The organism is Sphingobacterium wenxiniae (assembly GCF_900116225.1).
Taxonomy (GTDB): Bacteria; Bacteroidota; Bacteroidia; order Sphingobacteriales; family Sphingobacteriaceae; genus Sphingobacterium; species Sphingobacterium wenxiniae.
In genome coordinates this window covers 1-22,438 of the sequence record NZ_FOZZ01000002.1, presented here as the reverse complement: position 1 = coordinate 22,438, position 22,438 = coordinate 1, and the positions used below count along the sequence as shown (strand labels likewise).

The following is a 22,438-nucleotide window of genomic DNA, read 5'->3' as shown; positions in this document are numbered from 1 at the left end:
GATTATATTTCAGAGTTTTGCACCCTTTTTTATATTCCCTTGTAACTCAATGTAATTTAATTTTAAACATTAAACATTTGAGTTATGGAGCAGACAAAAAAATCGACGTTCAAACTGCTTTTCTATTTGAAAAAGAACGAACTGAAAAAGAATGGGAACGCCCCGATTATGGCACGTATTACCATTGATGGAACAGCTAAAACTTTGGGAACAAAGTTAGAAATTGACCCTAACAATTGGGATTTAAAATATGGAAGAGTTGAGGGCAAGAGTGCCACAGCTTTGAGCATTAACAAAAAACTTGACAACATACGTGGGCGTATCGACAAGATATACGAAGATATGCTGAAGCACGAGGGCTTTGCAACCGCACAGAAAGTAAAACTTTCGTTTTTGGGTGTGGGTGTAATGGATGATGCCATATTGAAAGTCTTCAACGACCAAAATGAATATTTTAAAAAATTGGTCGAAAAAGAAGAACGGTCTGGAGCCACCTATAATAAGTACATCACAGTTTACAACCATCTTAGCACGTTTATAAAAGAACGCTATCATCGTGATGATATGGCTTTTCGAGAATTGACTGCCGATTTTATCCGTGAGTTTGATTTTTACCTCCGGTACGATTTACAGTGTGCACATAATACGGTTTGGGTTTACACAATGCCTGTATTAAGTCTGGTGGAGTTAGCTATTAAGAAAGGCTTGATACGTGATAATCCGTTTCAGGATTACGAAATTAGTATGGAAGAAACCAACAGGGGTTATATTCTAAAAGAAGACGTAGAAAAATTGATGTTGTGTATGCCGTCACACCCACGACGGTACGAACTTGTAAAAGACCTGTTTATTTTCAGTTGTTTCACCGGGCTTGCTTATGCGGATATTAAAAAACTGACAAGGAACAATATTCAATCTTTCTTTGACGGTCATCAGTGGATTATCAGTAGGAGAAAGAAATCAGATGTTGCTTCCAATGTTCGGTTAATGGAAATTCCGAAACGCATCATTGAAAAGTATCAGGGTGCAACCCGTAATGAATTTATCTTTCCGGTTCCGACCAATGCGACCTGCAATACTCACATAGGTAAATTGATTGAGAAAGCCGAAATTATTACGGAACAAAAAGTAACTTTCCACACGGCAAGGCATACTTTCGGAACAATGTTTTTGACCGAGGGTGTACCGCTTGAAAGCCTTAGCAAAATGATGGGGCATAAAAACATTTCCACTACACAGATTTATGCAAAAATTACCAGCCATAAAATCAGCAAGGATATGGATTTGGTAACACCGAAATTCAAGGCAATGGAAGAAGCATTTTTAACGGTAGCTATTTAATTAAATCCAACACAACTTATAGAACAGAGCTTGACGGCTCTGTTTTTTTTGCCCAAGTTTTCGATAACCAAAGCACGTTTACCGCTTTCCTATTCCCTCACTGTAAAAGAGCTTTTTCGGCTACTTCTGAAACAGCCATTTGAAAAATGCCCTACCTACGCTACTACCATTTACAGCATTTTTAAAATCCCTGGTAAGGTGGCTCTCAAAGCCACACAGTAAAAAATATGTAAATCGTCAGCAAAAAGTGGACACGATATTTTAGAATCATAAGGAGTGTTTTCATCAAAAAAGATTAGATTTAATTATGGGAACACCGAAGAAGAAGAGTACTGAATCCTTTGTCAAGGACATTCGCAGGCAGACACGTAGGATGTTTACAGCGGAGCAGAAGATTTTGATCGTTATGGAGGGGCTTAGAGCAGAGCTTTCCGTTGCAGAGCTTTGTAGAAAGCACAGCATAGCCCAATCCCAGTTTTACGCTTGGAACAAAGAGTTTATGGAAGCAGGCAAGAAGCGTTTGAACGGTGATGTAGTTAGAGAAGCCACTAGCGATGAAGTATCGGAGCTCAAAAAAGAGAACGCTCGCTTAAAAGAGATGGTGGCCGATCTGGTATTGCGTTACGATATCGTAAAAAAAAGTTTGGACATGCTGGATTAATCCATAAATACCGAAAATATATGAGATTATCAGCTGCAGAAAAATACGAGATCATACAAACGGTTACCACCAGTGCAATTGGTGTAAAGCGCACCCTTGAAAGCTTCGGTATCCAAAGGAGTACCTTCTACAAATGGTAGCAAAACTATCTCAAGAACGGTTATGACGGCTTGAAACAAGGTTGCAGGGCATCTAGAAGACAATGGAACAGTATTCCCGAAGAACAAAAAGACCTAGTGGTTGAAATTGCTCTGGAACACACTGAGTTATCTTCTCGGGAACTGGCGCACAAGATCACGGATGAACAGGGTGTGTTCATATCAGAATCCAGTGTTTACAGGATTTTGAAGCAAAGGGATCTAATCCCGGCTCCGAATCATATTCTTATCTCGGCAGCTAATGAGTTCAAAGACAAAACCCAATTTGTGCACCAGATGTGGCAGACCGACTTTACCTATTTCAAGATTATCGGTTGGGGATGGTATTATCTGAGCACGGTTCTGGATGATTACAGTCGATATATCATCCACTGGGAGCTTTGCGATTCAATGAATGCAGAAGATGTGAAAAGAACGGTAAATACAGCCATTGAAAAAGCAAAATTAAAGTCGAAAGCAAAACCGAAATTGCTATCCGATAACGGCCCTTGTTATATCTCCAGCGAGTTAAAAACTTATCTGAAAGAGGATATGAAGATGAAGCAGGTTCACGGCAGACCAATGCATCCGCAGACACAGGGAAAAATTGAACGGTATCACAGAACGATGAAAAACGTAGTGAAATTAAACCATTTTTACCATCCAGAAGAACTTATCGAAGCCCTGGGAAACTTTGTGGACAACTATAACAACAGACGTTATCACGAATCGCTGCAAAACTTAACACCTGCAGATGTCTATTGTGGACGATCTGAAAGAATTTTGGAAAAAAGACAACAGGTAAAAATCGATTCTCTGAATAAAAGAAGACAATTGTATAATCAACAAAAATTAATAAATTTATAACTCGAAAGTCTCCTTAAGGTTTCATCCTAATGTGTCTAATTTAGTTTGAAGACGTACAAGTGAAACATAATTTGAGGGGTTAATACCTACATTATTCTTATAAAAATGGGAAAAATGGCTTTCATCATTAAATCCAAATTCCTCAGCAATTTGGCTCATAGTAAATTGACCAGATTCCAGTCTTTTATTAATGAGCATAAGTCGATATTGATTTAGGTAATCTCTGTAGTTCATTTCAAAATTTCTTTTAAAATAAGCACTGAAATAGGTAATGGCGATATTGAAATGTGAAGCAATATTCTTTACTTTTACTTTTTCAGGAATGTAAATGTGCTGATGAATATAAGAAATCAATTGTTCTTTTTCGGGAAGGTGGTCATTCCCGTTAAGTGACATATCCTGCATCGTTTCCTTTATGATACCGAAAACAGAAAGTACCTGATGAAAAACGACAGGTGAGGTAGCAACATTATACGAGGCGTTGTAAAGCAATATATTGTCAATTATATGTCGTAGTATTTGATGAATTTCTTGACTAAATTCTAATTTGACTTCCTTCAAGATTTTGTTATTCATAATGCCTTCAGGATTGTTATTCATATAATCCTGAAATTTCCAATGCTCTTTACCGCTAAAATAGTCATCTGTAAACTTAATGCAGATGATTCTGGTTTTTGTATCCATTTTAAAATTATGTTCATCTTCCGGAGAAATTACAAATAAGTCTCCTGAACAATATGGAAGCTGGTTTTGATTAATCTGGTGAATACCTTTTCCCTCATAAATATACACCAGCTCAAAATAATTTTGACCGTGAACCGTAAGGTGAAATGAAGCCTCTTCAAAATCCAATATCTCTAAGGGATAAAACTGTTTTAGTTTGGTCATAGTTCTTTCTCTCAAATATTACTTAATAGTTCGTGTTTTTATCTGTTCTATGATTATGGTAGCGATAAGAGATAGAGTACATCCAGCAACAGATTCAAGAAAACGCATTAATCCTGACTGCCAAACAATTTCAAAAGCTTTGTCATGGGTACTCAATCCTACAATAATCACTGTTATACATCCAATTTTCAAAGCCCCAGTCCATTTAAAAACAGAAATAAAAATACAAGTACAGAACAATGCAATGCCAATTGACAAGAAAAGATTTCTAGTAAAGTAAACAATTATAGTGGTTAATAAAGCACCTACAAATGTACCCAAAAGCCGGTCTTTCATAAGGCTTTTGGCATTTTTTGGAAGGTCATCAAACACCACAATGGCAGATACGGCACACCATATACCGCTTAAATAATCATCAGAAAGTTGTAGTAACTTATTAATCCCAAGTCCTAAAAAATAAGAAATGAGTATGACAAGCGTAAGTAAAGAAGCTTTTACAACAATACCGGCATCGGGCGGATCTTTAAAAAAATCAAGTTTCACAAATTCTTTTTCAGATAGGTTAATATAACACAAATATACAAACCTTTATTTATTTTATACAAGCACAACGGTATTCCTATCGGCTAACTTTGCATAGTTAAAATTTTATTGAAATTATGGTCAATTTTGTCATGATAGCATTCTGCATAACTGCCGGAATGATATTTCGAAAAGCAAAATTAATTCCACAAGATGCACATAAGGGAATTAACACTTGGATTTTATATCTGGCACTTCCTGCTGTTTCTTTTAAATATATTCCTAAGATTGAATGGAGCAGTCAAATGTTGTTTCCTGCTCTTTCTCCTATATTGGTTTGGGCTGGATGCTGGGTTTTTATGGAGCTTTATTCCCGATATAAAGGGTATGGTCAACGCTCCCGAAGCACACTTGAGCTTGCCGGTGGATACAGCAATACGTCTTTTATAGGTTTTCCATTGATTATGGCATATTATGGCGAGCAGGATTTAAGCATAGCCATTATTTGCGACCAGGTGATGTTTGTACTTTTATCCACTGTAGGTATAATTTCAGCAATTAAAGGAAACCGTTCAGATAAAGAAGGAATAAAAGCATCGGTTTTGGTTAAAAGATTGCTGACTTTTCCACCGTTTATAGGTTGTATGGGTGCGCTTATCTTATCTCATGTGACAGATTTGAGCATAGCTGAACCTTTCTTTGATAAATTAGCAGCAACGGTAGGGCCATTAGCTCTTTTTTCCGTTGGCTTACAATTGAAATTCAATGGATGGAAACAGGAAATCTCCCAGATTTCAATGACTATGCTGTACAAATTAATGATTGCTCCGGCATTGGTTTTAATTGCTGCACTTTTTCTGGGCATCAAAGGAGATATTGCACGTATAAGCGTATTTGAAGCGGCAATGCCCACGCTGATTACTTCCAGCATTATAGCAGAACAATTCAGGCTTAATGCGAGGTTAATTAACCTGATTATCGGGGTCAGCATTTTAGTTGGTTTTATTACTACCGCATTCTGGAACAGCATTATGCAGTTATTGGGTATCTGACAGATTTTAGAATGATTAAATCTTTTCTACATCATTTTGTCATCTTTCTACAAATTGACTTGGCTGATAATGAAGTATATTTGTAGTATAAAAAACAAATAGCTAACATTAAAAAGGTAAAAAAATGGACAATTTTAAAGATAAAACAGTATTTGTAACCGGAGCTGGCGGCGGAATTGGAAAAGCAATTGCTTTGACTTTTGCTAAGAAAGGTGCTTATGTAGCTTTGGCAGATGTAAAAAAAGAATATGTTGAAAAAGTGGCTGAAGAAATCAAAGCAATTGGAGGCAAAGCTTTGGCCTTGGCAGTAGACGTAACCAATTATGCTTCCGTAAAAAGTGCAGTAAATGAAACAGTAAATGCCTTTGGAAGTTTAGACATAGCCGTAAATAACGCCGGTGTAGTGGGTATAGGAAGTATCGAGGAAATAGACGAACAGGAATGGGACAGAGTACTTTCGGTAAATGCAAAAGGAGTTTTTATTTGTACCAAAGCTGTCTTAGAAGTCATGAAACCACAAAAAAGTGGAGCAATCATCAATACCGCTTCTATAGCCGGCAAGATGGGCATGGCACATTTATCACACTATGTAGCTTCTAAATTTGCAGTGATTGGTTTTACCAACAGTATTGCAAAAGAGGTGGCTGAAACAGGAATTACCGTAAATGCTATTTGTCCTGGTATCATTGGTACTGGCATGTGGCGTGGCGAAGGCGGTATCGCAGACCGCTGGAAACAAGACGACGAAACCGAAAGCCAGTCTTGGGAACGTAACAAAAAGACATTGATACCACAAGGTGTAGATCAAAGTGCAGAGGATATAGCAGACGCAGTTTTATTCATCGCTTCTGCTCCACACATCACAGGGCAAGCCATAGCCGTTGATGGCGGGATGACTATGTAAAAAATATTATTAATAAATTTAAAAAATCAAGAAATGAAAACGCAAATTGGAATTAAAAGCGAAAACAGACAGGCAGTAGCCGAAATTCTTTGTAAATTATTGGCAGATGAATTTGTATTGTACACCAAAACAAGAAATGCACACTGGAATATAGAAGGCCTTGACTTTCATTCTATGCACATTTTCTTCGAGGGTCAATATCAACAATTGGCAGACTTGATGGATGGTGTGGCTGAACGTATCCGTACTATAGGTCATTACGCTCCCGGAACATTAAAAGAATTTTTAGAACTTACGCATCTTAGCGAAGCCACTAACCAAAAAAATGACAGTGCCAGTTTTATAACAGAACTTTTGGCTGATCATGACGCAATAATCGATTTTATCAGAGGTAGTATTGATGAAGTTCAGGAAAAATATAAAGATGCCGGTACCAGCGATTACATCACCGGATTTATTGAAACCCACGAAAAAATGGCGTGGATGCTAAGAGCACACTTGAAATAGTAAATTTTAAATCCATCTTTAGTTATAAAGAAAACCAATCCTAGAATGAATAAGATTGGTTTTTCTTCTTTTTATTTGTTAAGTATAAAAACGAAAAATTACAGTATGAAAAATTACAACAATAAAATGGCTGATTACGTTTTTCATATATTTTATTCAACTTTTAAGACATAGATTCCCATGCTCTTATCGTAATATAAATTAGATGTGTTCACGGTTATTTACCAAAAACAGTTGGCGAAACGGCAAAAAGCCTTTCGGAACGTTTTGGGAAAGTTTTACAAAAAAGGCAGAGTATGACGATTAACCGTAACGATAAATCTACTTCAATATCCACACAGTTGGATAGCTTGATACCAGCTTCCAAAATTTCAACTTTAACACAAGGTATGTTTGTCGGTTCTGTTTCCGATAACTTCGATGAACGTATCGAACAAAAGATATTCCACGCTGAAATTGTCGTAGATAACGAGAAAGTTGCAGCCGAAACAAAAACCTATCAGAAGATACCCGAAATTCTATCCTTTGTAGATGAACACGGAACAGATAATATGAAACAGGATATTGAGAACAATTACCGTAAGATAAAATCAGACATTGTTCATATTGTTGAGAGTGAGATGGAAAGAATTAAAAATGACCCAAATTTGCAACATTTGGTACAACAGGGGTAAATAGAAATATTTAAAAAAATCTAACTTTCTTTAGCTCCTAATTTTGAAAGCTTTTAAATTACAACAACTTAAAAAACTGAATACTCTTTTTCATTAACTTTGCTGTATGAGGAGAGTACTCGCCATATTGTTTCTATCCGTGTATCTTATTTCAACAACTGAATTAGGTCAGTTGCTGAAATTCCCTATGCTGGTAGAACATTATTTCGAACACAAAGAGAAAAACCCTCAAATGACTGTGGTTGAATTTCTCGCACTTCACTACGAAGGCAATCACCTCGAAAATCATCCAAAGGATGACGATTACGAACAAGATAAGAAACTACCGTTTATTGTTCATACCGATGTTTTGAGTATCAGTTTTGTACTTACCCCACCTTTTAGTTTTGAAATAGAAACGAAAATCCCTGTGGGTGAAGAACCCAAAGCCTTGCCTTTGGACGATACATTCTCTGACAAAAACTATCTTTCTGCTATCTGGCAACCGCCCAAATACTGTTAATTTTTCTTGGACAGATTTTTAATTAAATTCGCTTTTGCGGATGTTACTTCTGTATATCTGTACAGAAAGCATATTGCCGCAGCATAAGCCTGTTCCCAATTAATCATCTGCGTTTTTTCGGGCTTTGCACTACCAGTGTATGCCTGCAAATCCCGTATTCCATTCATCATTAACAGTATTACAAATTATGTTAGATAAAATTATTGAGTTTTCTATTCGGAATAAACTCATCATCGGGCTTTTTACCATAGCCCTTATCGGCTTGGGCTTATACGAAGCCACCAAATTGCCGATTGACGCACAACCTGATATTACCAACAATCAGGTGCAGGTCATTACCGTAGCTCCTTCATTGGGAGCGACCGACATCGAACGTCTGGTTACTTTCCCCATTGAACAGGCAAACAGCAATATCAACGGCATCACCGAAATACGTAGTTTTTCCCGCTTCGGATTATCGTTGGTGACTATCGTCTTTGACGACAATACCGATGTGTATTGGGCAAGACAGCAAGTTGCCGAGCGGCTGCAAACCGTACAGAACGAAATCCCCGACGGTGTAGGTACGCCCGAACTGGGGCCTATTTCCACCGGATTGGGAGAGATTTACCAATACGTGGTAAGACCCGAAAAAGGGTTTGAAAACCAATTCGATGCCACCGAACTGCGTACCATTCAGGACTGGATCGTAAGGCGACAACTATTAGGTGTAAAAGGTGTTGCCGAAGTCAGCAGCTTCGGAGGTAAGCTGAAACAATATGAAATTGCGGTCAATTCCAACAAACTGCAATCGCTGAACCTCAGCATCAGTGACGTATTCACGGCATTGGAAAATAACAACCAGAATACCGGAGGTGCTTATATCGAAAAAGGCCCTACCGTGCTTTATATCCGTAGCGAAGGACTGATCGGTAATAAAGTAGATATAGAAAACATTTCGGTCACGGCTACGCAGGATGGTATTCCTGTATTGTTGAAAGATGTTGCCGAAGTGAAAACAGGCTATGCCACACGCTATGGAGCTATGACCTACAACGATCAGGGGGAAGTGTCCGGTGCGGTGGTGATGATGCTCAAGGGAGCCAATAGTGCCGAAGTTATCAAAAATGTGAAAGAACGCATTGCCGTTATCAAAAAAACATTGCCCAAAGGTGTGGTCATTGAACCTTTTCTCGACCGTACCAAGATGGTCAACAATGCCATCAGCACCATTGAGACCAACCTTGCCGAAGGAGCCTTGATCGTAGTCTTTGTACTGGTCTTGTTCCTCGGAAATTTCAGGGCAGGATTTCTGGTTGCCTCCGTCATACCGCTGTCGATGCTGTTTGCCATCATTATGATGAATTTGTTTGGCGTGAGCGGTAACCTGATGAGCTTGGGGGCATTGGATTTCGGATTGATTGTGGACGGAGCGGTCATCATAGTCGAAGCCGTGCTGCACCAGTTGCACGGAAAGAAATTTGCAGTTGCCAATCGTATTTCGCAGGACGAAATGAACAATCAGGTCAGCAATTCGGCTACCAAAATGGTCAATAGTGCCGTATTCGGTCAGCTCATTATCCTGATTGTGTACCTGCCTATTTTCACGCTCGAAGGCATCGAGGGAAAAATGTTCAAACCGATGGCACAGACCGTAGCTTTTGCTCTGATCGGTGCATTCATCCTTTCACTGACCTATATCCCGATGATGAGTTCATTGGTGTTGAGTAAGAAAATCAAGCACAAACCCAATTTTTCCGACCGCATTATGCAAAAGTTGGAAAACATTCATCACAAAGCACTCGCTAAGGTGCTGCATTTTCCAAAAATGGTTATTGGTGTGGTGGTTGCTCTGTTCATCGTTGCGGTGCTTATTTTGTCCCGCTTGGGAGGCGAATTTATTCCGGCATTGGAAGAAGGCGATTTTGCGGTAGATACCCGTGTATTGACGGGAAGTAATCTGAAAACAACGGTTGAATACACGCAGAAAGCAGCCCATATCCTCATCAGGGATTATCCCGAAGTAGAAAAGGTCGTGACCAAAATAGGAAGCGGTGAAGTACCCACCGACCCGATGCCGATGGAAGCGAGCGACCTGATGGTGATATTGAAAGATAAAAAGGAATGGACATCTGCCAAAACCTTTCCCGAACTGGCTGAAAAAATGGGAAAATCCCTTGAAGCTGTTCCGGGTATTACCACGGGTTTCCAATATCCTGTGCAGATGCGTTTCAACGAACTGATGACCGGAGCAAGGCAGGATGTGGTCTGTAAGATTTTCGGTGAAGATCTGGATAGCCTGTCGGCTTATGCAGCCCGCTTCGGCGAAATCATCAAAACGGTTGAAGGGGCTCAGGACTTATACATCGAACCCATCACAGGAATGCCGCAGGTGGTAATCAAATACAACCGTGCAAACATTGCCCAGTACAATCTGGATATAGCCGGCATCAACAAAGTCGTGAACACTGCTTTTGCGGGGCAAAGCACGGGAAAAGTATATGAGGGAGAGAAACGTTTCGACCTGATGGTTCGTCTGGACGAAACACAACGTGAAAATCTACAAGATATACGCAACCTGCTCATTCCAACGCCCAAAGGCAACCAGATACCGCTGTATCAGGTAGCTGATGTGCAGATCATTGAAGGCCCTGCACAGATCCAACGGGAAGATGCCAAAAGAAGGATTGTGGTTGGTTTCAACGTTCGTGGACGTGATGTACAGAGCATCGTCAACGAATTGCAGGGGAAAGCCGATAAACAGATGGCATTTTCGCCCGGCTACTACGTAACCTATGGAGGAGCATTTGAAAACCTGAATGAAGCCACCAACCGATTGATGGTAGCCGTTCCTGTTTCGCTGGCATTGATATTCATTCTGCTGTATTTTGCCTTTCGTTCCGTCAAGGAAAGTTTGTTGATTTATACCGCCATTCCTCTGTCTGCAATCGGCGGAATATTCCTGTTGGCATTGCGTGGAATGCCGTTCAGCATCAGTGCAGGTATCGGTTTCATTGCCCTTTTCGGGGTAGCCGTACTCAACGGGATTGTGCTTATCGCAGAGTTTAACCGGATGAAACAAACGGGCGATAAAGACCTGTACCAGATAGCATTGCTTGGAACAAAGACAAGGCTTCGTCCGGTACTGATGACCGCATTCGTAGCATCACTCGGTTTCTTACCGATGGCGGTGAGCAACGGTGCAGGAGCTGAAGTGCAACGTCCGTTGGCAACGGTGGTTATCGGTGGTTTACTGTTTGCCACATTTCTGACCCTTTTTGTATTGCCTACTTTATTTGTGCTGTTTGAAAAACTTAAATTTCCCAAGCTGACATTCGGCAGGAAAAGTGCAACACTGCTTATTTTGTTGGGTTTAAGTGGTTCGGCATTTTCGCAAAGCATCACACTCGAAGAAGCGGTAAAAATGGCTACGGAAAACAACCTGTCGGCAAAAAGCCAAAACCTGCTTGCCGAATATTATAAAAAGCGGACGGCTACCGGAGCCAACATTCCACAGGCTGTCGTAACGGGCGAATTCGGGCAGGTCAATAGTGGTACTTCCGATAATAAATTCGGGATTTCACAATCTTTCAGTTTTCCGACTGTGTATGGCAACCAACAGAAATTGCTGAACGAAGAATGGAATTCGGCAGTGATTTCGGTGAACCTGAACAAGCTGGACATCCGCAAGACGGTAAGCGAGCTGTTTTACCAAATTTTGGTTTTGCGTGAGCGGGAAAAAATCCTGAACCGTACCAATGAAATGTATAAAGGTTTTTTAGAAAAAGCTTCTCTGCGAATGGAAAGCGGTGAAAGCAACCTGCTTGAAAAAACGGCTGCCGAAGTGCAACGGGAAAACATTGCTATACAATTAAAAGCGTTGGCAAACGAAATCGAGTTGGCAAAAATACAGCTTCAACTGATGCTGAATGCTGACACCCGCTATGAACCATCGGCTTCCGGCATCGTTGTTATGGATGGACTTTTTGATGCGGATGCAGATGTCGCACAACATCCGGTCTTGCTATTGTCGGCACAGGAAATCGAAAAAGCAAAAGCATCGGTTCGATTAGAAAAATCGAAGCTGTTGCCCAATCTGTCCGTTGGTTATTTCAACCAGAGCTTCAGGGATTTGAACAGCAATCGCTTTAATTCCTTTCAGGTGGGTGTAGGCATACCTATTTTTTTCAAAGCACAGAAATCACAGATCAAAGCAGAGGAACAACGTATTCTCTTCACGGAAAATGAACTCGCTTTGCGTAAAGCCGAATGGGAAAGCGGCTATGAAGCGGCATTGCAGCAGTACCGGACACAGCTTGACATCGTCGGGACGTATAAGAAAAAACAATTGCCGGCAGCCGAGCAGATTTTCAAAACAGCAGAAGAACAATTTGCCAATGGCGAAATCAATTACTTAGACTGGGTGATGATCAATAATCAGGCGATACAGATACAGCGTGATTATTACGATGCCGTGATGCAGCTCAATTTCCAAATCATCAATCTTCAATATCTCATTTCAAAATAAATTATTCAAATGAAAAATATAGTCGGAATTTTCGTTTTGCTCCTGTTATGGAGTTGCGGAAATAAGGAAAACACAACAGAAGAAAACACTACGGAAACTACCGAAAATGTGTTGAAACTATCGGACGAACAGCTAAAAGCATTCTCGCTGACGACCGTTGAATTAAAAGAAAGAAACGTGACAAAAACGCTAAAACTGAGCGGAACGGTGGACGTACCGCCACAAAACCTCGTGTCGGTAAGCAGTGCATTGGGCGGATATGTAAAATCCACGAAATTGCTGCCCGGAATGCACTTCCGAAAAGGTGAAGTGATCGCCGTAATGGAAGACAACCAGTTCATCCAACTGCAACAGGATTACTTGACGGCAAGGGCTCAATTGCAAAATGCAGAAGCCGAATACCACCGCCAGAAGAAATTGAACCAGAGTAAAGCAAGCAGTGATAAAGTGTATTTGCAGGCAAAAGCCAATTATGAAACGCTGCTCATCAGCCAAAAGGCACTGGAAGAAAAACTGCGGATGATCCACATCAATCCTTCTAATGTTTCGGTGAACAACATCAAACGTACTGCATCTGTGTATGCACCTTTTGACGGTTTCGTTTCGCAGGTTTTTGTGAATGTAGGCAAATACGTTTCGCCATCGGATGTGCTGTTTGAACTCGTAGATCCGAAAGATCTGCATCTGAACCTGAAAGTATTTGAAAAAGATTGGGATAAAATAAGCATCGGACAATCGCTTACGGCATACACCAACAGCCATCCGGAAAAGAAATACGGAGGCGAAATCATTCTGATCAGTAAAAATATTTCCCAAGACCGTGCTGTGGAGGTTCACGCCCATTTCACGGAAAGCAATGCACAGCTTATTCCCGGTCTGTATATGAATGCCGAGGTTCCCATACCCGAAAGCAAGGCATTGGCACTACCGGAGGAAAGCATTTTGGCGTTTGAAGGAAAACATTACGTCTTTGAAGTATTGGACAAGAACAGTTTCAGGATGACAACAGTAGAAATCGGAAACACTGGCGATGGTTGGATAGAGATTGTCAACGGAAACCAATTGAGCGGTAAAAAAATCGCACAGAAAGGGGCTTATACTTTATTAATGGCACTAAAAAATACCGCAGAGGATTAAGATGAAGCCTGTATTGTTATTGATGACTTTGCTGTATGCGTTGAGCTTAAAAGCTCAAACAGGAGGCAACGACACATTAAACATTGACGATAAAGCGTATAAATTTTCGGCAAAAAAACTGATCGTTCCTTCTGTTTTGATTTCATACGGAGTATTGAGTTTGATATCGGATGATTTAAAATCATTGAACCAGTCTACACGCTACGAAACACGGGAACATATCATTGCCGGAGCAACCATAGACAACTATATGCAGTATGCTCCGGCAGCAGCCGTATATGGGCTTAATCTTGCAGGAGTTAAAGGAAAGCATAATTTTAAAGACAGAACCATTATCTATGCTACGTCTCAATTAGTCTCCGCAGCATTGGTACTGCCCACAAAACAATTCGTAGGCGAAGAACGCCCCGATGGTTCTAATAATTTTTCTTTCCCTTCCGGACATACGGCTACGGCTTTCTCATCCGCCCATTTTATGTTCAGGGAATATAAGGACCGTAATTTCTGGCTTAGCATATCAGGGTATCCTGTGGCAGCTATGACAGGAATATACAGGGTATTCAACGATAAGCATTGGGTCGGTGATATTGTTGCGGGGGCAGGCATTGGTATCTTGTCCACCGAGATTGCCTATTGGCTGTTTCCTCTCACATCGAAATGGTTTTCGTCAAAAGAAGAAAGGCAAGCATTGTCTGTTGTTCCTTTCTATCAATCCAAAGCTGTTGGACTTACAATTATTAAAACATTTTAAAATAATGAAAACAATTATTAAGAAAGAGTTTACTGTAACTGATAGAATATTGCACTGGTTATTGGGACTTCTGATGACCGTACTGTTCATCACCGGATTTTTAAGAATGCAATGGATGGGTAGAAAGCCCATTGTTGCGGTCATCGAGCAGGATGCTCCCGGAGTGATGACAAAGGAACAGACAATGGCTATAGTCAATGATATTCTTAATCCTATGTGGCAATGGCACGAATACGCATCGTATATCATCATTTTTATCTTCTTAATGAGGATTGCTTATATGTTGATGAAAGGAGTTCGTTTCCCCAATCCTTTTATCGGAAAACAGTCCATAAAAGAACGTTTGCAAGGGATGACATATATATTATTTTATGTGTTTGTCATTATTGCCGGTATCACCGGATTTTATCTCAAATGGGGTAACGGGGAATGGAAAGAGCCTATGGAAACTGTACATAAGCTGGCGATATACTGTTTTCCGATTTTTATATTGGTACATATTACAGGTATTGTTATAGCGGAATTAACAGGCAAAAAGGGAATAACGTCTAAAATGATTGGTGGATAGCTTATTCCTATAGCAAAAGAAATACTAAACTTGTTTAATTTATCATGAGGGGTAAATCCCATTAAAAAGTGAAATAAATGAAATACAACATACCAGACTATCTCAAAGGTCTTAGTGATAATGAGGTAGACTTTTCAAAAAAACAATACGGTCTCAATAAATTGGAGACAGTAAGAAAAAACGGCGTATTGGATATGCTCATTGACATATTGAAAGAGCCTATGCTCATTTTACTTTTTGCCATATCCATTATCTACGTAATCGTAGGGGATTATGGAGAAGCTCTATTCATGTTTGTAGCAATTATTGCAGTATCCGCTATATCATTCTATCAGGATAACAGGAGTAAAAAAGCATTAGAAGCACTTGAAAAACTGAACGAGCCATTGAGTACAGTAATCCGAAATTCAACGGTTGAAGAAATTCCTACCCATGAAATAGTCGTAGGCGATTTGTGCATTACCGAAGAAGGAAAAGTAGTCAATGCCGATGGCGAAATTATTCATAGTAATGATTTTTCAGTCAATGAAGCCTCGCTTACCGGAGAAAGCTATTCTGTCTTCAAAAGTGTTGGTTCCGATGACAACAAAGTGTATAGTGGCACGATAGCCGTTTCGGGTCTGGCAGTTTTTAAAGTAGAGAAAATAGGAAAGGAAACCCGTATTGGTCAGATAGGAACATCCATTAACGAAATTAAAACCGAAACCTCTCCATTGCAAATACAGATCCGGAAATTTGTTAAGGCAATGGCAGTCATAGGTTTTTTGATTTTCTTATTGGTATGCTTGGTGAATTATGTTCGTACCCAAAATCTTGTAGAAAGCCTGCTTAGCGGACTTACACTCGCAATGTCGGTACTACCTGAAGAAATACCTGTTGCCTTTACCACTTTCATGGCTCTTGGTGCCTGGAAGCTGATGCGTGATGGTATCATTATCAAGAGAAGCAGTATTGTAGAAACATTAGGAAGCACTACTGTTATCTGTACTGATAAAACAGGAACTATTACCGAAAATACGATGCAGTTGAAGTATCTATATGATTATTCATCTGACAAAACTTTTAATGAAAGTCACTTTAACGACGAAACCCTTTCTACGCTCATTGATTATGCGATGTGGAGTAGCGAACCCGTTCCTTTTGACCCTATGGAACAAACACTTCACCGGGTTTATGAAGAAACGCAACAGCGGGATGAACGGATATTATGGCAGTTATTCCATGAATATCCGTTGGAGGGCAAACCTCCTATGATGACCCATCTTTTTGAAAACGGGCACAAAGAAAGGATCGTTGCTGCAAAGGGGGCTCCTGAAGCCATTATTCAAGTATCGGTGCTTTCAGAAAAAGAGAAAGAAAAAGTTCGTCAGATAATCAGAAATTTCGGAGAACAGGGATTTCGGGTTCTGGGTGTAGCGAAGTCCCATTTTGAAGGAGATAATTTTCCAGAAAAACAGCAGGATTTCAGATTTGATTTTTTAGGTTTGGTCGTATTCTTCGATCCACCAAAGCGAGGTATTCAAGAAGTATTCCAACATATCTACGATGCTGGCATAAAAGTCAAAGTAATTACCGGAGATAATTCAGACACCACACAAAGTATTGCTGCACAGGCTGGAATTGTGAATACAGTTGATGCGATAGAAGGTAAAGCTATTATGAATTACAGCGAGGATCAGCTTTTGGAAGAAGTGGAAAAAAAGGTATTATTTACCCGTATGTTTCCCGATGCAAAACTTACGGTGATCAATGCCCTGAAAAAGAAAGGTGAAGTAGTGGCTATGCTGGGCGACGGTGTAAACGATGGTCCGGCATTGAAAGCTGCTCACATAGGTGTGGCTATGGGTAGTAAGGGGACTGAAATAGCCAAAGCAGCCGCCTCTTTGGTTATTACCAACGATGATTTGGATAAACTTATCACGGCTATAGCTGCCGGACGACGGATATACAGCAATATAAAAAAAGCTATTCAGTATATTATTTCCATTCATATCCCAATCATACTTACAGTATCTTTGCCGCTGTTCTTAGGGTGGATATTTCCGCACATTTTTACACCGGTTCACGTTATTTTTCTCGAACTGATTATGGGACCTACCTGCTCATTGGTTTATGAAAATGAACCGATGGAAAAGAATACTATGCAACAAAGCCCCCGAAAAATGACCGAAACTTTTCTTAACTGGAAAGAACTTACCATCAGCATCGTACAAGGGCTTTTTATTACAGCAGGAGTGTTATTTGCATATCAATGGAGTGTTATTCAAGGCGGAAACGAGGAAAAAACAAGGGCAATGGTGTTCACCACACTAATTTTTGCCAACATCCTGCTAAGCTTTACAAACCGTTCGTTTTATTATAGCATGTTTGACAGTTTTAAGAACCGAAACATCCTCTTTCCTGCAATCAGTAGTTTGACCCTGATATTGCTTTTTGCTATACTGTATATCCCGGCAGTATCAGTTTTCTTTAAGGTGACGAACTTAGGTCTTACTGAATTATCACTTGCAGTACTTATATCCGCTGTTTCGGTGCTTTGGTTTGAGGCTTACAAATGGATGAAAAGACGGAAGAAGAATTGATTTTTTTCATTTAACAGTTTAAGTAGAAAACAATTTTTCTATAATAAGAGAAAGGCAACGAAATATGGCAAATATATTCTTTAATGACACCAAATCAAATAAATGCCTGTATTCAATTTCCATTACTAATGGAGCAATATCGGCAGGTTCAATGGCAATTTTTAATGGTAGCTACCATACAATCTCTATATAATCTATGTGAAAATTATTATTTAATTCTCCTGTAGAGTATAGATTATGTTGCCATATATATCATTTAATAATCGATACTCATGAATGAATTTAGCAATAAAACAATTACAAAACTGGCTATGGAAATAGATGTCTTATCTAAAGATAATAAGGACATCATTCAACTATGTGAAACAATAATTCATAAAATTTTAGAAAATATGGCTACGTTGAAAAAATTTGTATTACAGAATGGCTTTCAGAGTGAAAATGAAGAAATTCACTTTTTTAAGCATCTAAAACCTTTGATACTTTCCAAACTGATCTACTACAATTCAATCTACAAAATTAAGACAAAAATGCCATTTGGAGGAATGGAAGTGATAAAGACATATTTGAATAATGAAATATTAAAATTGAAAATTTTCTCTGACAATAATCTTGATTTTTGCAAATATTATAGAACAAACAGTACCTATCTTGACCATAAGTATTTTGTTAGGGGCAGATATGATATCAAATTAACTCTTGACACCTTCTTTTTTGAAGTTGACCACAGCTTTTCGACTTCTTATGATTACAAGGTAGCCAAAATTATTTCCAATGATTTAATAAAAGTCTATTTGGAAAATAAGCTGTCTAATATTTCATCAAACTCTATAATGAAAACCGTCTTCTTCCAATTCTTTAAGTTGCAGGATGAATAGAAGGAAGTTGCAGTGGAGATTTAAGGAAAACAAGATAACATCACTAAGAAGCATTATTCACATATCAAAACTTTTTCATCACCACCACACCGCCGATAATGAGCAGCATACCCAATATACGCCCGATGCTGACAGGCTGCGGCTGTGCGCCCAATACCTGAAAATGTTCCATCAGCATAGAGATTAATAATTGACCTGCCACCACCAATCCGAAAGTGAGTCCGGGACCAATTTTCGGAAATGCCAATACGATAACGGTTACATAAAACGCTCCCAAAACTCCGCCTGCCCAGGCATACGCCGGCGCTTCACGGATGCCTTTCCACGATACGTTTTGCGAGGTGAGAAAAATATAAACGATTAATGCCACCACGCCCACTGCAAACGAAATCATCGAAGCGTGAACAGGACTGCCGCCTGTTTTGGCGAGTTTGCTATTAAGCCCGGCTTGCAGCGGAAGAAATGCTCCCGCCAAAAATGCCATTGCGATCCAGATTATTTTATCCATTGTTTTCGATTTTTAGTTTAATGATTAATAAGCTCTTTTATATTGCCACGGAACATCCGGCGTTTGTCCGAGTTCTATTGCCGCATCCACAGCGAAATAAGGATTGCGTAAATGTTCTCTTGCTATTACGATGAGGTCGGCTTCGCTGTTTTCAATGATTGCATTTGCCTGATGTGCATCGGTAATCATTCCTACCGTGCCTACGGGCATATTGGCGGATTCTCTGATGGCAGTAGCCAAAGGCAATTGGTAATTCGGTTTTACAATTGAAGGGTCAACCTGTACAAATCCGCCGCCCGATGCGGTTATTAAATCCACACCGCTGTCTTTTAAAATCTCTGTCAGTTTCAGACTGTCGGCTAATGTCCAAGCTTCGGGTTCGTTGCTGTAATCAACCGCCGAAAGCCTTACCAGCAAAGGCATTTCATCGGGAATAGTATTACGAACTTCATTTACCACTTCTACCAAAAGTCGTATCCTGTTTTCAAAACTGCCACCGTATTCATCGGTTCTTTTATTGATCAATCCAGAATAAAATTGATGCAATAAATAACCGTGAGCAGCGTGCAACTCAATGGTGTCAAACCCTGCTTTTATCGCGTTTTTTGCTGCTTGGGCAAATTGATTTTTCACTTCCTGTATTTCCTGCAAAGTCATTGCCTGCGGATGGTGGGCATTGATAGGCGTAGCAGAAGAACTTTTAGGTATCCAGCCGCCTTCTTCCAAGGGGAGCGGTTTCATTCCTTCGTTGGGATGTTTACTGCTGGCTTTTCCGCCGGCGTGCCAAAGCTGTACACCCATTTTTGCACCCTGCTGATGCACAAAATCTACAATAAATTTCCAACCTGCAACCTGGGCTTCGTTCCATATTCCGGTGTCGTAAAGGGTACACATGGCTTCGGGAGAAATGGCGGTACATTCGGTGAGAATCAATCCGGCACCACCCACGGCACGGCTGCCCAAATGCACTAAGTGCCATTGTCCCGGAATGCCGTCAACGGCGCTGTATTGCTGCATCGGCGAAAGAGCGATGCGGTTTTTGAGGGTCATATCCCGCAACCGCAGCGGGCTAAAAAGATGTTTCATTTTTATCTGCTTTTGTTGACACAAAGTTCAGCAACACTATCGTCAACAAAAATGAAGCAGCTTAAAAAATAAGGTTGAAGTAGTTCAAGATTTTTTACCCACTTTATTATTCCTGATTTTGGAAAGAAATTCGGTGGACATTCCCAGGAAAGATGCAATGATGTATTGCGGAATACTGTTGACAAACTGCGGATATTTCTGCACAAAGCTTTCATATCGCTGTTCAGCATTTTGGGTGAGGTTGGTGATGATCCGGCGTTGCTGGGCGGCCAGTCCACGCTCGGCAATGATGCGGAAAAAAGTTTCAAATTTAGGATTGGAGGTTTTGAGCTTCTGCTCATTTTCGTAACTCAATTGTAAAACGGTGGCGTTAGAAACCGCTTCAACAAACAAGGTAGCAGGTTGCTGATAGATATAGCTGTTGTAATCGGTAATCCACCAATCATCAATGGCAAGTGCAATGGTGGTTTCCTGCCCGTGGTCATCTACAATAAACGACCGCAACGCCCCATCAATGATATAATAGCGGTGTCGGGCTACAAATTCGGGTTGAATGACAAACTGCTTTTTACGCAGTTTTTTCTCCTGAAACATAGCAGCAAATTCCAATGCTTCGGCATCCGAAACATCTACCCGCTGACGGAGAAATGTAATTATTTTTTGTGTCGGAGAATCCATTTATTTTATCTCTTTGATACGTTTGTCATTTTTCGCCGTTTCTTTCCCCCAATCGGCAATAACTTTCAATACGGGAATGAGTGTCCTCCCAAAATCTGTTAGTTCATAATCTACTTTTAAAGGTGGTTTGCTGGTGTGAACAGTACGGGAAATCAAACCATCTTCTTCCAATTCTTTCAATTGCAGACTGATGGTGCGTTCCGTAACCATTGGCAGCTCTTTACGCAATTCATTATATCGTTTTTTTTCGATTAGATGAATGAGGATTACAGCCTTCCATTTTCCGCCTATATACTTCATTGTCAAGCTGGTGCTGCAAGGAAATTGTTTATTGTCTATACAATACATCTGTTACTATCATTTTTATCCGTTATTGCAAATGTACAATACTATATTTAGTTTTGCAACTATAAATTATATAGTTTAATTAAAAACGGAAAAATGGATTTTACAACAATTGCACAAAACAGGTACACAACAAAATAGTACGACCCAAATCAAAAAATATCATCTGATAAAATTGAAGAACTGAAAGAAATAATTGGTTTAAGTCCTTCTTCAATTAACAGTCAACCGTGGAATTTTTACTTTATTTCGGATGAAACCACAAAGCGACAATTGGCAGAAGTATCTTATTTTAACGAGCATAAAATTAATGATGCCAGTCATTTGGTGGTGTTTACCGTTATTGATAAGGTGGAAAAATTTGAAGAGCAGATTCAACAAAATTTGCCACAGGGGTCGATTGATTATTATAACAACTTTCTGAAACCCTTGCCCGAAGCGGAAATCAAATCCTGGTTGCAACACCAGGTGTATCTTTCTTTAGGTTTTTTCCTTAGTGGTTGTGCTGTTATAGGGATTGATAGTACACCTATGGAAGGGATTAAAAACGCTGAGTATGATAAAATACTAAAATTGGATGGCTACAAAACGTTATTTGCCGTGGCTATCGGTTACAGAAATCCCGAAGACAGTAATCAGCCGTCTCGCAATCCTAAATCATGTTTATCATCAAAAAACATTATTCACTCTATATAATCTAAACATGAAAAAAAGTATTATTACGGGCTTAGCCATATTGTCGCAATATTTGTTACAGGCTCAGGAAGTAAAGAAATTTACTTTAGCAGATTTACCAAGTAAAAATGTCAATTCACTATTAACTCGTGGAAGTATTTTTGGCGAACAAGGCAACATAGGATATTTCACTTATAAAAAAGGGCCAGTTGTTCCAACTCATCAACACAGTAATGAGCAGTATTCTATTATTATCAAAGGTAGTGTAGAAGTACAAATCAACAATGATAAATATATCGTCAAAGCCGGAGATGGAATTATTATTCCGCCAAATGGAGGGTGTAAAGTAAACTGTGTCAAATAAAGAATTTTTATATTAGACACAGCAAATGGAAAAAGAGGAATTTGATTTTGAGCGCTTCAAGGAAGAAGCAATGAAAGGCCTTTATAAAGGCAAGAAAATGGGTGGTACAGACGGTGTTTTTGCCCCTATGCTAAAACACTTATTGGAATCGATGTTAGAAGGAGAGCTTGATCACCACCTGCAGGAGAATAAAGCTTCCGGAGAGTCGAACCGTAAAAACGGGAAGACAAAAAAGACCGTAAGAAGCCTCCAATCGGGTCATTTTGAACTGGAGAGCGGTCGTGACCGAAACGGCACTTTCGAG

General features: G+C 39.7%; 20 protein-coding genes and 3 pseudogenes. 16 read left to right on the top strand and 7 right to left on the bottom strand.

The window, feature by feature from the left end:
• Positions 1-84: 84 nt before the first annotated feature.
• Complete coding sequence (locus BM375_RS02460) at positions 85-1,341, top strand: site-specific integrase (protein ID WP_093363600.1); 1,257 nt, start codon at positions 85-87, stop codon at positions 1,339-1,341.
• 307 nt (positions 1,342-1,648) lie between these two features.
• Positions 1,649-3,006 (top strand): annotated as a pseudogene (locus tag BM375_RS02455) (IS3 family transposase).
• 21 nt (positions 3,007-3,027) lie between these two features.
• Here BM375_RS02455 and BM375_RS02450 read toward each other — a convergent pair.
• Positions 3,028-3,894, bottom strand: a complete 867-nt coding sequence (locus BM375_RS02450) for an AraC family transcriptional regulator (RefSeq protein WP_093363599.1) — start codon at positions 3,892-3,894, stop codon at positions 3,028-3,030.
• A gap of 18 nt (positions 3,895-3,912) precedes the next feature.
• Positions 3,913-4,437 carry an FUSC family protein gene (locus BM375_RS02445; RefSeq protein WP_170852572.1) on the bottom strand — a complete coding sequence of 175 codons (525 nt, stop codon included), beginning with the start codon at positions 4,435-4,437 and terminating at the stop codon, positions 3,913-3,915.
• Positions 4,438-4,553: 116 nt separating this feature from the next.
• On the opposite strand from BM375_RS02445, the gene BM375_RS02440 reads away from it, so the two are divergent.
• The 5 genes and pseudogenes from BM375_RS02440 to BM375_RS02420 all read left to right on the top strand — a co-directional run bounded on the left by BM375_RS02440 (position 4,554) and on the right by BM375_RS02420 (position 8,055).
• Positions 4,554-5,468 (top strand): AEC family transporter, encoded by a 915-nt coding sequence (locus tag BM375_RS02440; RefSeq protein WP_093363597.1) that lies wholly within the window; start codon positions 4,554-4,556, stop codon positions 5,466-5,468.
• Positions 5,469-5,592: 124 nt separating this feature from the next.
• Positions 5,593-6,372 (top strand): SDR family NAD(P)-dependent oxidoreductase, encoded by a 780-nt coding sequence (locus BM375_RS02435; RefSeq protein WP_093363596.1) that lies wholly within the window; start codon positions 5,593-5,595, stop codon positions 6,370-6,372.
• A 33-nt stretch (positions 6,373-6,405) separates the two neighbouring features.
• The gene (locus BM375_RS02430) at positions 6,406-6,879 is read left to right on the top strand and encodes a Dps family protein (protein ID WP_093363595.1); all 474 of its coding nucleotides are present in this window, start codon (positions 6,406-6,408) and stop codon (positions 6,877-6,879) included.
• 227 nt (positions 6,880-7,106) lie between these two features.
• Positions 7,107-7,553, top strand: a pseudogene (locus BM375_RS02425) (conjugal transfer protein TraG); the annotation flags it as partial.
• A gap of 106 nt (positions 7,554-7,659) precedes the next feature.
• The gene (locus BM375_RS02420; protein WP_093363594.1) at positions 7,660-8,055 is read left to right on the top strand and encodes a hypothetical protein; all 396 of its coding nucleotides are present in this window, start codon (positions 7,660-7,662) and stop codon (positions 8,053-8,055) included.
• Here the strand turns inward: BM375_RS02420 and BM375_RS17120 are convergent.
• Entirely contained in the window at positions 8,052-8,225 is a 174-nt protein-coding gene (locus tag BM375_RS17120) for a hypothetical protein (RefSeq protein WP_170852571.1), read from the bottom strand. The genes BM375_RS02420 and BM375_RS17120 overlap by 4 nt on opposite strands.
• Positions 8,226-8,242: 17 nt before the next feature.
• On the opposite strand from BM375_RS17120, the gene BM375_RS02415 reads away from it, so the two are divergent.
• The 6 genes from BM375_RS02415 (at position 8,243) to BM375_RS02390 (ending at position 18,478) form a co-directional block, all read left to right on the top strand.
• On the top strand, positions 8,243-12,562 hold the full coding sequence (locus tag BM375_RS02415; RefSeq protein WP_093363593.1) for a CusA/CzcA family heavy metal efflux RND transporter: 4,320 nt from the start codon (positions 8,243-8,245) through the stop codon (positions 12,560-12,562).
• Positions 12,563-12,571: 9 nt separating this feature from the next.
• The gene (locus BM375_RS02410; protein WP_093363592.1) at positions 12,572-13,699 is read left to right on the top strand and encodes an efflux RND transporter periplasmic adaptor subunit; all 1,128 of its coding nucleotides are present in this window, start codon (positions 12,572-12,574) and stop codon (positions 13,697-13,699) included.
• Between the two features lies 1 nt (position 13,700).
• Positions 13,701-14,450 (top strand): phosphatase PAP2 family protein, encoded by a 750-nt coding sequence (locus tag BM375_RS02405; RefSeq protein ID WP_093363591.1) that lies wholly within the window; start codon positions 13,701-13,703, stop codon positions 14,448-14,450.
• Positions 14,451-14,454: 4 nt separating this feature from the next.
• Positions 14,455-15,018: a cytochrome b/b6 domain-containing protein gene (locus tag BM375_RS02400; protein ID WP_093363590.1), complete on the top strand. Its 564-nt coding sequence runs from the start codon at positions 14,455-14,457 to the stop codon at positions 15,016-15,018.
• Positions 15,019-15,095: 77 nt separating this feature from the next.
• Positions 15,096-17,600: a cation-translocating P-type ATPase gene (locus BM375_RS02395; protein WP_093363589.1), complete on the top strand. Its 2,505-nt coding sequence runs from the start codon at positions 15,096-15,098 to the stop codon at positions 17,598-17,600.
• Positions 17,601-17,872: 272 nt separating this feature from the next.
• Positions 17,873-18,478 carry an RteC domain-containing protein gene (locus BM375_RS02390; protein ID WP_093363588.1) on the top strand — a complete coding sequence of 202 codons (606 nt, stop codon included), beginning with the start codon at positions 17,873-17,875 and terminating at the stop codon, positions 18,476-18,478.
• A 64-nt stretch (positions 18,479-18,542) separates the two neighbouring features.
• On the opposite strand, the gene BM375_RS02385 is transcribed toward BM375_RS02390, so the two are convergent.
• From BM375_RS02385 to BM375_RS02370, 4 genes are all read right to left on the bottom strand, one after another.
• Entirely contained in the window at positions 18,543-18,962 is a 420-nt protein-coding gene (locus BM375_RS02385) for a DMT family transporter (protein WP_244525824.1), read from the bottom strand.
• 48 nt (positions 18,963-19,010) lie between these two features.
• The gene (locus tag BM375_RS02380) at positions 19,011-20,072 is read right to left on the bottom strand and encodes an NADH:flavin oxidoreductase/NADH oxidase (RefSeq protein WP_093363586.1); all 1,062 of its coding nucleotides are present in this window, start codon (positions 20,070-20,072) and stop codon (positions 19,011-19,013) included.
• Positions 20,073-20,156: 84 nt separating this feature from the next.
• Positions 20,157-20,750: a Crp/Fnr family transcriptional regulator gene (locus BM375_RS02375; protein WP_093363585.1), complete on the bottom strand. Its 594-nt coding sequence runs from the start codon at positions 20,748-20,750 to the stop codon at positions 20,157-20,159.
• Positions 20,751-21,050, bottom strand: a complete 300-nt coding sequence (locus BM375_RS02370) for a winged helix-turn-helix transcriptional regulator (protein WP_212611617.1) — start codon at positions 21,048-21,050, stop codon at positions 20,751-20,753.
• A 198-nt stretch (positions 21,051-21,248) separates the two neighbouring features.
• Between BM375_RS02370 and BM375_RS02365 the strand changes: the two are divergent.
• The 3 genes and pseudogenes from BM375_RS02365 to BM375_RS02355 form a co-directional block, all read left to right on the top strand.
• A pseudogene (locus BM375_RS02365) lies at positions 21,249-21,791 on the top strand (nitroreductase family protein); the annotation flags it as partial.
• 7 nt (positions 21,792-21,798) lie between these two features.
• On the top strand, positions 21,799-22,134 hold the full coding sequence (locus BM375_RS02360) for a cupin domain-containing protein (protein WP_093363583.1): 336 nt from the start codon (positions 21,799-21,801) through the stop codon (positions 22,132-22,134).
• 25 nt (positions 22,135-22,159) lie between these two features.
• Positions 22,160-22,438, top strand: a 279-nt coding sequence (locus BM375_RS02355) for a transposase (protein WP_170852570.1), incomplete at its 3' end; no start/stop codon positions are given.

Excerpts from the sequence above, each read along its gene's own strand:
- BM375_RS02450 (WP_093363599.1), bottom strand. The coding sequence starts at position 3,894 with ATGACCAAACTAAAACAGTTTTATCCCTTAGAGATATTGGATTTTGAA.
- BM375_RS02375 (WP_093363585.1), bottom strand. The coding sequence starts at position 20,750 with ATGGATTCTCCGACACAAAAAATAATTACATTTCTCCGTCAGCGGGTA.
- BM375_RS02360 (WP_093363583.1), top strand. The coding sequence starts at position 21,799 with ATGAAAAAAAGTATTATTACGGGCTTAGCCATATTGTCGCAATATTTG.
- BM375_RS02435 (WP_093363596.1), top strand. The coding sequence starts at position 5,593 with ATGGACAATTTTAAAGATAAAACAGTATTTGTAACCGGAGCTGGCGGC.
- BM375_RS02440 (WP_093363597.1), top strand. The coding sequence starts at position 4,554 with ATGGTCAATTTTGTCATGATAGCATTCTGCATAACTGCCGGAATGATA.
- BM375_RS02460 (WP_093363600.1), top strand. The coding sequence starts at position 85 with ATGGAGCAGACAAAAAAATCGACGTTCAAACTGCTTTTCTATTTGAAA.
- BM375_RS02395 (WP_093363589.1), top strand. The coding sequence starts at position 15,096 with ATGAAATACAACATACCAGACTATCTCAAAGGTCTTAGTGATAATGAG.
- BM375_RS17120 (WP_170852571.1), bottom strand. The coding sequence starts at position 8,225 with ATGATGAATGGAATACGGGATTTGCAGGCATACACTGGTAGTGCAAAG.
- BM375_RS02400 (WP_093363590.1), top strand. The coding sequence starts at position 14,455 with ATGAAAACAATTATTAAGAAAGAGTTTACTGTAACTGATAGAATATTG.
- BM375_RS02380 (WP_093363586.1), bottom strand. The coding sequence starts at position 20,072 with ATGAAACATCTTTTTAGCCCGCTGCGGTTGCGGGATATGACCCTCAAA.
- BM375_RS02385 (WP_244525824.1), bottom strand. The coding sequence starts at position 18,962 with ATGGCATTTTTGGCGGGAGCATTTCTTCCGCTGCAAGCCGGGCTTAAT.
- BM375_RS02410 (WP_093363592.1), top strand. The coding sequence starts at position 12,572 with ATGAAAAATATAGTCGGAATTTTCGTTTTGCTCCTGTTATGGAGTTGC.
- BM375_RS02390 (WP_093363588.1), top strand. The coding sequence starts at position 17,873 with ATGAATGAATTTAGCAATAAAACAATTACAAAACTGGCTATGGAAATA.
- BM375_RS02405 (WP_093363591.1), top strand. The coding sequence starts at position 13,701 with ATGAAGCCTGTATTGTTATTGATGACTTTGCTGTATGCGTTGAGCTTA.
- BM375_RS02420 (WP_093363594.1), top strand. The coding sequence starts at position 7,660 with ATGAGGAGAGTACTCGCCATATTGTTTCTATCCGTGTATCTTATTTCA.
- BM375_RS02415 (WP_093363593.1), top strand. The coding sequence starts at position 8,243 with ATGTTAGATAAAATTATTGAGTTTTCTATTCGGAATAAACTCATCATC.
- BM375_RS02430 (WP_093363595.1), top strand. The coding sequence starts at position 6,406 with ATGAAAACGCAAATTGGAATTAAAAGCGAAAACAGACAGGCAGTAGCC.
- BM375_RS02370 (WP_212611617.1), bottom strand. The coding sequence starts at position 21,050 with ATGAAGTATATAGGCGGAAAATGGAAGGCTGTAATCCTCATTCATCTA.